The organism is Mesobacillus sp. (genome assembly GCF_047739415.1).
Lineage (GTDB): Bacteria > Bacillota > Bacilli > Bacillales > Cytobacillaceae > Mesobacillus.
This window is the reverse complement of sequence record NZ_JBIQOE010000273.1, coordinates 1-10,860: the sequence shown is the minus strand read 5'-3', so window position 1 is coordinate 10,860 and position 10,860 is coordinate 1. Positions and strand designations below refer to the sequence as shown.

The window sequence follows — 10,860 nt, the reverse complement described above, 5'->3', positions numbered from 1 at the left end:
GAGATTTCCCATAGCGCAAGCTAGTAAGAACCCTGAAAGATGATCAGGTTGATAGGTCAGAGGTGGAAGCGCGGTGACGTGTGGAGCTGACTGATACTAATCGTTCGAGGACTTAACCAAAATAGATTACTCGTTCTTCTTTTTCTTCTTACACATTATCTAGTTTTGAAGGAATAAATACTTTCCTTTCAATTAAATAGTCTGGTGGCGATAGCGAGAAGGTCACACCCGTTCCCATACCGAACACGGAAGTTAAGCTTCTCAGCGCCGATGGTAGTTGGGGGTTTCCCCCTGTGAGAGTAGGACGCCGCCGGGCGATGATGCTTTTTCATCTTGGACAACTTCTAAGATGAGGCAGCCGAATCATCTGCAAGAGTTATGTTAATTTACCATTATTCCGCAGTAGCTCAGTGGTAGAGCACTCGGCTGTTAACCGAGCGGTCGTAGGTTCGAATCCTACCTGCGGAGCCATTATCTCTAAATGACGAAAGTCATTTGAGCTGGCAGCAAAATGCTTCCATAGCTCAGCAGGTAGAGCACTTCCATGGTAAGGAAGAGGTCAGCGGTTCGAGCCCGCTTGGAAGCTCTGAAAATATTATTATATGGCCCCTTGGTCAAGCGGTTAAGACACCGCCCTTTCACGGCGGTAACACGGGTTCGAATCCCGTAGGGGTCACCAGAATTTTTTCGTTTAGGCGAAAAAATTATCCTTTAAAAAGACATCAGTGAACAAAATAATGGAGGATTAGCTCAGCTGGGAGAGCATCTGCCTTACAAGCAGAGGGTCGGCGGTTCGATCCCGTCATCCTCCACCATATATTTTCTACACACTATGCCGGTGTAGCTCAATTGGTAGAGCAACTGACTTGTAATCAGTAGGTTGGGGGTTCAAGTCCTCTTGCCGGCACCATGCTTCTTACTTCCTTGATTAACTTCAGCGGAAGCATGCGAGAAATCCCGAAGGGATTTTGAGCATCTACCTAGGTCAGAAGCACTTATTTGTGGAGGGGTAGCGAAGTGGCTAAACGCGGCGGACTGTAAATCCGCTCCCTCAGGGTTCGGCGGTTCGAATCCGTCCCCCTCCACCATTTTAATACATATTAAAATTGGACAAGCTATTAATGTCCTTTTTATTTTTTCATTGGGCTATAGCCAAGCGGTAAGGCAACGGACTTTGACTCCGTCATGCGTTGGTTCGAATCCAGCTAGCCCAGCCATTTTTGAGCCATTAGCTCAGTCGGTAGAGCATCTGACTTTTAATCAGAGGGTCGAAGGTTCGAGTCCTTCATGGCTCACTCATGTTAAGACCCCTAAGAATGAACTTAATCCTTTATTTTTAGGGGTTTTATCTATTATAATAAAATTATGCGGAAGTAGTTCAGTGGTAGAATACAACCTTGCCAAGGTTGGGGTCGCGGGTTCGAATCCCGTCTTCCGCTCCAAATGGGGCCTTAGCTCAGCTGGGAGAGCGCCTGCCTTGCACGCAGGAGGTCAGCGGTTCGATCCCGCTAGGCTCCACCATCACACTACATAAATACCATTTCAGCCATAAATCCAATCGGGTTTATGGCTTTTTTTATTATTCCCTCCTAACAGTTTTGGTGGAATTTCTCCTTTTTAAGTCAGAGATATCAGTAATAGGTCAGTGTTCAGACAGCTTTGCAGGAGCAGGTGATAAAACTGTCAAGAAAAAGCAGTAATTGTGACAGGTATCAGGTTGAGGAGCCCGAAGCTGTCAAGAAAGAGCAGTAATTGTGACAGGTATCAGGTTGAGGAGCCCGAAGCTGTCAAGAAAAAGCAGCTATTGTGACAGGTATCAGGTTGAGGAGCCCCAAGCTGTCAAGAAAAAGCAGTAATTGTGACAGGTATCAGGATGAGGAGCCCGAAGCTGTCAAGAAAAAGCAGTAATTGTGACAGGTATCAGGTAGTAGAGCTCAAAGCTGTTAAGAAAGTGCAGTTCGAGGGCGGGATCAGCTGCAACTCTTCGCCGAAGTTGTTCAATCTTCCCATCGATCTCCCCATCGTTCTGGTGTCATGAACTGAACTTGCAAATCCAGTCCGTAAATTCACTCAATTCCAAACCGTATATATATTCATGAAATTGTCCAGTTGAGTCATTCAAATGAAAGCGTTTAAAATAAGGAGTAGATGAGAGAAAGCTAGGGGGAGAAATAAATGAAGAAACTTTCGATTATTGGAATGCCGATGGATTTGGGTCAGATGAGAAGGGGAGTCGACATGGGCCCAAGTGCAATCCGTTATGCTGGAATAAATGAAAGATTGAGAGTGTTATTTGATGAGATAGAGGATTTGGGAGATATAGCAGTTGGCCGGCCAGAGGTAAAGATTGATCCTAACAGCAATCTTCGCAACTTGGAGTTAGTGGCGGAAAAAAACAGCTTGCTTGCTGATGAAGTAGACAAGATTATTGAATCAGGATCATTCCCGCTTGTTTTAGGGGGCGACCATAGCATTGCGATTGGCACTTTGACGGGTGTATCCAAGCATTATAAAAATCTGGGTGTCATTTGGTATGATGCGCATGGGGACTTGAATACAGCAGATACTTCACCATCAGGGAACATCCACGGAATGCCGCTGGCTGCCAGCTTGGGATTAGGACATGAAATGCTGACTCAGTTAGGCGGGTATGCACCAAAGGTTAAACCAGAAAACATTGTGATCATTGGGGCACGTGCTTTAGATGATGGTGAGAAGGATTTAATCAAGGAGCTTGGTATCAAGGTGTTCACGATGCATGAAATTGATCGACTGGGGATGGCTACAGTAATAGAGGAAACAGTCAACTACCTTAAAGATAAGACAGATGGCGTCCATCTTTCACTTGATTTGGATGGGCTGGATCCAACAGATGCTCCTGGTGTCGGTACGCCGGTAACCGGAGGTATCAGTTACCGTGAGAGCCACCTGGCTATGGAAATGCTGGCTGAAGCAAAAATCATCACATCAGCTGAATTCGTCGAAGTGAATCCAATTCTTGATGAAAAGAACAAGACAGCTGTCGCAGCAGTCGCGTTGATGGGGTCTTTATTTGGAGAGAAACTTTTGTAATGCTCCAGTAGTTTTGGAATAGACTCATATTAGTGAGAAAAAATAGGAGCAGCGGCCATGTCTGGCTGCTGCTCTCTTATTATTAATATAGAAATGTATTTTTTGATGATAAGTGATAATATTTATTTAGTAAATGGTCGAGTTTAGTACTTATATCAACAACCCGTTGGTTTGACAGCGAGGTTTTTGCGGCTAATTCAACCATCTCTTTACGGCAATTTTCAATATCCTTCAACAACGTTTCTGCACACATTGATTGTTTCCTCGCTTTCACTGAAATATAGTCCATTTATACCCCTGAAAAAACTTTTTAAACCAAACTGGTAATAATTTGTTAATATTAACTTATCGTGTTTTTTAGACTTTTTTTGCAAGAATAAGTCAGTTAATAGATGATTGTCAATTACATACATAATTAAAGTTTTTATAAAAAAAACGAAACCTTTTACGGAATCGATTCGTATATCGATTAGCCGCATGAAGCGCGGAGGTAAAATAATGGAGACAATCGTAAAACACAGAATAAAACAGGTAATCAAGGGAGACCAGAATGCCTATGGAGAGATTGTTGAGGTATACAAGGACAAGGTTTTTCAGCTTTGCTACCGTATGCTCGGGAATCGGCATGAGGCAGAGGATATTGCACAAGAGGCTTTTATCCGTGCATATATCAATATTAACAGCTTCAATCAAAACTTGAAGTTTTCAACATGGCTTTATAGAATTGCCACAAACCTATGTATTGACCGAATTCGCAAAAAGAAACCAGATTATTTTCTTGATGCGGAAGTGCCTGGAACAGAGGGCTTGACGATGTACTCCCAAGTTCCATCTGAAACACCCTTACCAGAGGATGAGGTTGAAAGTATCGAATTACAGGATACGATCCAAAAAGAAATTTCAAAACTACCCGATAAATACAGGTCAGTCATCGTATTAAAGTATATTGAAGAACTTAGCCTGAATGAGATCAGTGAAATACTGGATTTGCCGCTTGGCACAGTGAAGACGAGGATCCATCGAGGAAGAGAAGCCTTAAGGCAACAGTTGCGACACGTATAAGGTGAGGTGAAATAATATGAAATGTTCCGAACAAATTATCGACTATATGCATGAATACCTAGATGAAGAAATCTCCAAAGAAAATGAAAAGATTTTAAGAGAGCACCTGCAAAGCTGCTCAGATTGCCAGGAATACTTCAGGGAGCTGAATAAAGCAATCGCTCTTGTTCAGAGCACCTCTCACATCCAGGCACCTGATGATTTTACTTCAAAAGTAATGGCCGGCCTGCCAAAGGAAAAGAAAAAGACGGAAATCCAGCGTTGGTTCAGGAGTCATCCGCTTTTGACAGCTGCCTCACTCTTCCTGGCGTTAATGACCGGCAGCATCTTATCAACATGGAACGAAGAACATCAGTTTTCCGTATCGAAGCAGCCTAATTTGATCGTTGAAAATGATACAGTTATCGTGCCTGAAGGGGAAGTCGTCAAGGGTGATGTCGTTGTCAGGAATGGCAAGGTGAAAATCGAAGGTGAAGTACAGGGGAATGTTACTGTCATCAACGGAGAGAAATACATGGCTTCAGCTGGCAATGTCACCGGAGAAATAACAGAGGTAAATGAAGTGTTCGAGTGGATTTGGTACCATTTAAAGAAGACCGCCAAAAATACAGCAGATCTTTTTGAGAACGATGAAAAGGAACAGTCATTCCAGTAGGAATGGCTGTTTTTTAAGGGTCCTTTTAAAAAGGATTGAATGAGGGTATACAGACAAGGTTGCTGCAGATGACATCATTATTAATTTGAACAAAGCTTATGTTATAATAAGAAAGTTATCTTTGTTTATAGGCTGAAGTGCATTGGTCATCTTCCGCTTTTTTTTTACAAAAGGCTGTTTTCCCATTGGTTACGAAAACAGCTTTACAAAAGGGCTGATTGAACCTTTTAGAAGTTTAAAGACTTCCAGAAGGAGCCTTACTAAACTACTGGAGGAAGTGCAATGTCGTTTGCGGATTTCGATTTTTTAGAATATCTAGCTAATATTGTTGACATTCTCCTGGTTTGGTTCGTCATTTATAAGCTGATTGCAATAATTCGAGGGACGAAGGCTGTCCAACTTTTAAAAGGGATCTTTGTCATACTGATCGTAAAGTTTGTCAGTGATTACTTCGGATTGAATACGCTCAGCTGGATGATGGAACAAGTACTGACCTGGGGATTCCTGGCCATTATCATCATCTTCCAGCCCGAATTGCGGCGGGCACTTGAACAGCTCGGCAGAGGGCGGCTTTTTTCCAGATCTGGGCTGCAGGAAGAGGAAGACGAAGAAAAGATGGTGGAGGCCATTATCAAGGCAACCGATTATATGGCTAAGCGCCGGATCGGAGCATTGATTTCAATTGAAAGAGAAACAGGAATGAGTGATTACATAGAAACAGGCATTCAGCTTCAATCAAGAATCTCCTCTGAACTGTTGATTAATCTTTTTATACCGAATACACCGCTTCATGATGGAGCTGTAGTCATACAGAAAAACATCGTAGCAGCGGCAGCGTGTTATTTGCCGCTGTCGGAAAGTCCGTTCATTTCGAAGGAGCTGGGGACAAGGCACAGGGCCGCGCTCGGTATCAGTGAAGTAACCGACAGTATCACGATCGTTGTTTCTGAGGAGACAGGGAATGTATCGGTTACCCGGAATGGCGAACTTTACCGTGACTTGAGCGGGGAAACGCTAAGGGAACTGCTCACAGCCGAATTGATTTCGCCATCACGAATCAAGCAGGCAGCTTCTACCCGCTGGAATTGGAGGGGGAAGAAAAATGGATAAATGGATGGATAATCCCTGGTTCATAAGAGTGGTTGCCCTGGTTCTTGCCGTCCTGCTCTTTGGATCAGTACCTGAAAACGATCCAAATAAGCCTGGAGATGTGAATGTGCCATCAGATGAAAAGGTGGCGACGATTGAAGACGTGCCAGTAAAAAGGGTTTATGATACAGATACTTTGGTAGTATCCGGTGTTCCCGAAACAGTTACTGTCACACTGCAGGGTCCCAAGAATATTGTTCAGCAGGCGAAGACTCTACGGAATTTCGAAGTGTTCGTCGATTTGACAGATACCGAACTAGGGAATCAGCGAGTCCCAATTACGATTAAAGATGTCTCGGATCGACTGACCGTTACCATTGAACCTGGTTATGCGAATGTTTCCATCCAGGAGAAGGTGACGAAGGAATTCAAGGTGGAGGCAGAATTCAGCGGAAATATAGTTGAGGAAGGCTATATAGCTGAGAAGCCAGAGGTAAAGCCTAGCAAAGTCCAAATAACAGGTGCAAAAGATGTGGTTGATAAAATTACCTTTGTGAAAGCAACTGTCAATTCATCAGGGAAAATATCAGAAACAATCACACGAGAAGCAAGTGTTCTTGCTCTGGATAAAGATATGAACAAGCTTAATGTCGTTGTCGAACCTCAGGTTGTCGAGGTAACAATCCCGATTAAAAGCTCAAGCAAGAAGGTACCAATTGATATTGTCCAAAAAGGAACTCCTCCAAGCGGAGTAACAATCGATTCAATAACGTTGGAAACGAAGGAAGCTGAGATCATCGCTGACCCGGGCGTTCTCGAAGGATTTGATAATGTCAGGGTAGAAGTGGATGTCAGCAAGATTGATGAGGATACGGAGATCACCCTCCCAGTCATCATCGGTGAAGGAATTGTCAAGGTATCACCTGAAACGGTAAAAGTGGCCGTGAATGTCACAAAGGCTTCCGAGAAAAGCATTTCAAACGTTCCTATAGAAATTGATGGGATGGGTGAAGATTTTGAAGTGAACTTCCTTGATCCTGCAAACGGCCAGACGAATTTGACTGTTTCTGGGCCGAGTGATATTGTTTCAGCCCTGTCATCCGATGATTTTAAGATTCTGATTGATGTGTCGCAACTGGATGAAGGAAATCATGAAGTCGACATGAAGGTGACAGCACCTCAAAATATAACGTGGAAATTGGCTAAAGAAAAAGCCAGTATATCGGTTGCGAAAAAAGATGCGTAATTGACTGCAATTTTCATACAAGGAGAGATTTTAAGAATGGGTAAATATTTCGGTACAGACGGAGTACGTGGTGTTGCGAACAGCGAATTAACACCAGAATTAGCTTTCAAGCTTGGCCGCTTCGGAGGCTATGTCCTTACAAAGGAACATGATCGCCCAAAAGTTTTAATCGGAAGGGACACTCGTATTTCTGGACACATGCTTGAAGGAGCACTGGTTGCCGGTCTATTATCAATCGGAGCGGAAGTTATGAGGCTCGGCGTCATCTCTACTCCAGGGGTAGCGTATTTGACGAAGGCCCTTGGCGCGCAGGCTGGAGTCATGATTTCTGCATCTCACAATCCAGTTGCGGATAATGGCATCAAATTCTTTGGCCCGGATGGATATAAGTTATCTGATGATCAAGAGAATGAAATCGAGCAATTGATGGATATGGAAGTGGATGAGCTTCCTCGTCCTGTAGGCGCTAACCTTGGCCAAGTGAATGATTACTTTGAAGGCGGCCAGAAGTACCTTCAATATCTAAAGCAATCAGTTGATGAAGAATTCACCGGGCTGCATATTGCGCTTGATTGCGCACATGGAGCAACATCCTCATTGGCTACTCATTTATTTGCTGATCTTGATGCCGATACTTCCACGATGGGAGCATCACCTAACGGTTTGAATATCAATGATGGTGTTGGATCAACTCATCCTGAAGCACTTGCAGCATTCGTTAAAGAAAAGGATGCAGATCTTGGGCTTGCGTTTGATGGAGATGGCGATCGCCTGATTGCGATTGATGAAAAGGGGAACATCGTTGATGGCGACCAAATCATGTATATTTGCGGCAAGTTCTTAAAGGAAAGAGGTCAGCTGAAGCAGGGTACAGTTGTTTCTACTGTAATGAGCAACCTTGGCTTTTACAAAGGTCTTGAGGAAAACGGAGTGAACAGTGTCCAAACCGCTGTTGGCGACCGGTATGTCGTTGAAGAGATGAAGAAGAACGGCTATAATCTCGGCGGCGAGCAATCGGGCCATATTATCTTCCTTGACTACAACACAACGGGTGATGGCCTGCTTACTGGCCTGCAGCTTGCCAATATCATGAAAGCTACAAACAAGCCGCTTTCTGAACTGGCTGGAGAAATGAAAAAATACCCTCAGGTTCTCGTAAATATTCGGGTAACTGATAAGCACCACGTAACAGATAATGAGAAGGTAAAAGCAGTGATTGAACAGGTTGAGGCGGAAATGAACGGCAACGGCCGTATCCTTGTTCGTCCTTCCGGTACAGAGCCATTGGTACGCGTTATGGCAGAAGCTGCAACAGCAGAGCTTTGCGAAGAATATGTAAGACGAATTGCTGTCGTTGTTGAAGAAGAAATGGGATTAAAAGAATAGGAATCAGTCATATGCATGAGGGCTTCGGCACAAAGAAGAGCCCTTATGCATATTTATTTATGAAGGGAAGTTTTAGTAAGCCTGTAAAGGGTAATTGTACGGGAAGGCTGTTTTCCTTTGTTTTCTATTGACGGATGCATCAGTATCATGTATGATAATCCTGTTTTTGTAAATAAGGCTGTTTGTGCAACAAGAGCCTTAAAAAACGATTTTATCGAAAGGTGGGCAGAGGTAGATCAATGGAAAACTAAAGCGCCAGGACTAATCCTTGACCGTAAATGTGGATTAGTTGACGAGGTGGAGGTTTATCGAAGTTTCGGCGGATGCCTCCCGGCTGAAAGCACAGCCGCGAATTCCATCTTTAAAACATTAAGGCAACTTAATGCACAAAGAGATGGGGATGCTAAAAATAGCGAGGATTAGATAATAAAGTCTGACCTCAAACCAATTATATGAGATAAGGGGGCAAGAGCCCCTATAAAAGAGGCTTCTTGCCCCCTGTCGTACAGGAGGAAAAGAAGTTATGTGTGGAATCGTTGGATATATCGGAAATAATGACTCGAAAGAGATTTTATTAAAAGGTCTGGAAAAGCTTGAGTACAGAGGCTATGACTCTGCGGGAATCGCTGTCATGAATGAAAAGGGAGTTCATGTTTTTAAGGAAAAAGGACGCATTGCGGACCTTCGCAACGAAGTGGACAATGATGTAATGGCGACCGCTGGTATCGGCCATACTCGCTGGGCTACTCACGGTCCTCCAAGCAAGGTGAACGCTCACCCTCACCAGAGCTCAACTGGCAGATTGACTCTTGTACACAATGGCGTGATCGAGAACTATGATCTATTGAAGCGCGAGTATTTGCAGAATGTCGAATTGAAAAGTGAAACAGACACTGAAATTATCGTTCAGTTAATCGAACTGTTCGTAAAGGAAGGTCTGAGCCTGGAAGAAGCGTTCCGTAAGACGCTGACACTTTTACATGGATCATATGCACTTGCCCTTATAGATGAGCAAAACGAAGATACGATTTTTGTGGCGAAAAACAAGAGCCCGCTACTTGTCGGCCTTGGCGATGGCTTCAATGTTGTTGCTAGTGACGCGATGGCAATGATCCAGGTAACAAACCAGTATGTTGAACTGATGGATAAGGAAATGGTCATTGTCACTAAGGACGAAGTGACAATCAAGAACCTTGAAGGAGAAGTAATTTCACGCGCTCCTTACACAGCAGAGCTTGATGCAAGTGATATTGAAAAGGGAACATATCCGCACTACATGCTTAAGGAAATCGACGAGCAGCCGCTTGTGATGCGTAAAATCATCCAGAACTACCAGGATGGCGAGGGTGCACTTGAAATCGACTCTGATATCGTTAAGGCTATGAAGGATGCAGACCGCATTTACATCGTCGCTGCGGGTACTTCCTATCATGCCGGCCTTGTTGGCAAGCAGTTCATCGAAAAATTGGCGAAGATTCCTGTTGAAGTCCATATCTCAAGTGAGTTCGGTTACAACATGCCGCTTCTATCTGAAAAGCCATTGTTCGTCTTCATTTCCCAGAGCGGAGAAACTGCGGATAGCCGCCAGGTTCTTGTTCAGGTGAAGGAAATGGGCTATAAAGCATTGACGATTACGAACGTACCTGGTTCAACGCTTTCCCGTGAAGCAGATTACACTCTTCTTCTTCATGCCGGTCCGGAAATCGCAGTTGCTTCAACAAAAGCGTATACAGCACAGCTTGCTGTCCTTGCAATTTTAGCAGAAGTAACAGCTCGCGGAATTGGACACGAAGTAGACTTTGAACTTGTACAGGAATTAGGAATCGTGGCGACAGCTATGGAAGCTCTTTGCGATGACAAGGAAGAATTCGAAAGCATCGCTCGCGAATACCTGACTGTAACAAGAAACGCATTCTTCATCGGACGCGGAATTGACTTCTACGTAGGACTTGAAGGCGCGTTGAAGCTAAAGGAGATTTCGTACATCCAGGCTGAAGGCTTCGCAGGCGGAGAACTGAAGCACGGAACAATTGCTTTGATCGAAGAAGGCACACCGGTTATCGCCCTTGCAACACAAGAATTCGTTAACCTAAGCATCCGTGGAAACGTCAAAGAAGTCGCTGCCCGCGGAGCAAACCCGTGCATCATCTCCATGAATGGACTGGAAACAGATGAAGACCGCTTCGTCATCCCAGAAGTGCACAGCCTATTAACACCTCTTATCTCAGTAATACCAATGCAATTGATTTCTTACTACGCAGCATTGCACCGCGACTGTGACGTTGATAAGCCACGTAACCTGGCTAAGTCTGTTACGGTTGAATAAATTATTTTAAAACTCCAGAAGGGT

General features: G+C 44.1%; 9 protein-coding genes, 10 tRNA genes and 2 rRNA genes. 20 read left to right on the top strand and 1 reads right to left on the bottom strand.

The genetic code is table 11. The annotated features are described in order from the left end of the window. The 13 genes from ACH0QE_RS21520 to rocF all read left to right on the top strand — a co-directional run. A 23S ribosomal RNA gene (locus ACH0QE_RS21520) occupies positions 1-120 on the top strand; the annotation flags it as partial. Between the two features lie 80 nt (positions 121-200). After that, positions 201-316 (top strand): 5S ribosomal RNA (gene rrf / locus ACH0QE_RS21515). An 80-nt stretch (positions 317-396) separates the two neighbouring features. Then, positions 397-471, top strand: a tRNA-Asn gene (locus ACH0QE_RS21510). Positions 472-513: 42 nt separating this feature from the next. After that, positions 514-586 (top strand) — tRNA-Thr (locus tag ACH0QE_RS21505). Between the two features lie 18 nt (positions 587-604). Then, positions 605-679, top strand: a tRNA-Glu gene (locus ACH0QE_RS21500). 60 nt (positions 680-739) lie between these two features. Further along, positions 740-815, top strand: a tRNA-Val gene (locus tag ACH0QE_RS21495). Between the two features lie 19 nt (positions 816-834). Continuing rightward, positions 835-910 (top strand) — tRNA-Thr (locus ACH0QE_RS21490). 93 nt (positions 911-1,003) lie between these two features. Continuing rightward, a tRNA-Tyr gene (locus ACH0QE_RS21485) sits at positions 1,004-1,088 on the top strand. 54 nt (positions 1,089-1,142) lie between these two features. Continuing rightward, positions 1,143-1,217: transfer RNA gene (locus ACH0QE_RS21480), tRNA-Gln, on the top strand. 5 nt (positions 1,218-1,222) lie between these two features. Then, a tRNA-Lys gene (locus ACH0QE_RS21475) sits at positions 1,223-1,295 on the top strand. A gap of 72 nt (positions 1,296-1,367) precedes the next feature. Then, positions 1,368-1,442: transfer RNA gene (locus ACH0QE_RS21470), tRNA-Gly, on the top strand. Positions 1,443-1,445: 3 nt separating this feature from the next. Further along, positions 1,446-1,521 (top strand) — tRNA-Ala (locus ACH0QE_RS21465). 654 nt (positions 1,522-2,175) lie between these two features. After that, positions 2,176-3,072 carry an arginase gene (gene rocF, locus ACH0QE_RS21460; RefSeq protein ID WP_415802518.1) on the top strand — a complete coding sequence of 299 codons (897 nt, stop codon included), beginning with the start codon at positions 2,176-2,178 and terminating at the stop codon, positions 3,070-3,072. An 82-nt stretch (positions 3,073-3,154) separates the two neighbouring features. On the opposite strand, the gene ACH0QE_RS21455 is transcribed toward rocF, so the two are convergent. After that, entirely contained in the window at positions 3,155-3,325 is a 171-nt protein-coding gene (locus ACH0QE_RS21455; RefSeq protein WP_081742165.1) for an aspartyl-phosphate phosphatase Spo0E family protein, read from the bottom strand. Between the two features lie 245 nt (positions 3,326-3,570). On the opposite strand from ACH0QE_RS21455, the gene sigW reads away from it, so the two are divergent. The 7 genes from sigW (at position 3,571) to glmS (ending at position 10,836) form a co-directional block, all read left to right on the top strand. Further along, positions 3,571-4,134, top strand: coding sequence for an RNA polymerase sigma factor SigW (gene sigW / locus ACH0QE_RS21450; protein ID WP_144481378.1), 564 nt, complete (start codon positions 3,571-3,573; stop codon positions 4,132-4,134). A 16-nt stretch (positions 4,135-4,150) separates the two neighbouring features. Further along, positions 4,151-4,789, top strand: a complete 639-nt coding sequence (locus tag ACH0QE_RS21445; RefSeq protein ID WP_415802517.1) for a zf-HC2 domain-containing protein — start codon at positions 4,151-4,153, stop codon at positions 4,787-4,789. 282 nt (positions 4,790-5,071) lie between these two features. Then, positions 5,072-5,899 (top strand): diadenylate cyclase CdaA, encoded by an 828-nt coding sequence (gene cdaA, locus ACH0QE_RS21440; RefSeq protein WP_415802516.1) that lies wholly within the window; start codon positions 5,072-5,074, stop codon positions 5,897-5,899. Further along, positions 5,892-7,124 (top strand): CdaR family protein, encoded by a 1,233-nt coding sequence (locus tag ACH0QE_RS21435; protein WP_415802515.1) that lies wholly within the window; start codon positions 5,892-5,894, stop codon positions 7,122-7,124. The genes cdaA and ACH0QE_RS21435 overlap by 8 nt, the downstream gene beginning before the upstream one ends. Before the next feature lie 36 nt (positions 7,125-7,160). Further along, complete coding sequence (glmM, locus tag ACH0QE_RS21430) at positions 7,161-8,510, top strand: phosphoglucosamine mutase (protein WP_415802514.1); 1,350 nt, start codon at positions 7,161-7,163, stop codon at positions 8,508-8,510. Positions 8,511-8,627: 117 nt separating this feature from the next. Next, complete coding sequence (locus tag ACH0QE_RS21425; RefSeq protein ID WP_415802513.1) at positions 8,628-8,933, top strand: hypothetical protein; 306 nt, start codon at positions 8,628-8,630, stop codon at positions 8,931-8,933. Between the two features lie 100 nt (positions 8,934-9,033). Beyond that, positions 9,034-10,836 (top strand): glutamine--fructose-6-phosphate transaminase (isomerizing), encoded by a 1,803-nt coding sequence (gene glmS, locus ACH0QE_RS21420; protein ID WP_415802512.1) that lies wholly within the window; start codon positions 9,034-9,036, stop codon positions 10,834-10,836. Positions 10,837-10,860: the final 24 nt, after the last annotated feature.

Coding starts and splice junctions, on each gene's coding strand:
- rocF (WP_415802518.1), top strand. CDS start 2,176: ATGAAGAAACTTTCGATTATTGGAATGCCGATGGATTTGGGTCAGATG.
- ACH0QE_RS21455 (WP_081742165.1), bottom strand. CDS start 3,325: ATGTGTGCAGAAACGTTGTTGAAGGATATTGAAAATTGCCGTAAAGAG.
- sigW (WP_144481378.1), top strand. CDS start 3,571: ATGGAGACAATCGTAAAACACAGAATAAAACAGGTAATCAAGGGAGAC.
- ACH0QE_RS21445 (WP_415802517.1), top strand. CDS start 4,151: ATGAAATGTTCCGAACAAATTATCGACTATATGCATGAATACCTAGAT.
- cdaA (WP_415802516.1), top strand. CDS start 5,072: ATGTCGTTTGCGGATTTCGATTTTTTAGAATATCTAGCTAATATTGTT.
- ACH0QE_RS21435 (WP_415802515.1), top strand. CDS start 5,892: ATGGATAAATGGATGGATAATCCCTGGTTCATAAGAGTGGTTGCCCTG.
- glmM (WP_415802514.1), top strand. CDS start 7,161: ATGGGTAAATATTTCGGTACAGACGGAGTACGTGGTGTTGCGAACAGC.
- glmS (WP_415802512.1), top strand. CDS start 9,034: ATGTGTGGAATCGTTGGATATATCGGAAATAATGACTCGAAAGAGATT.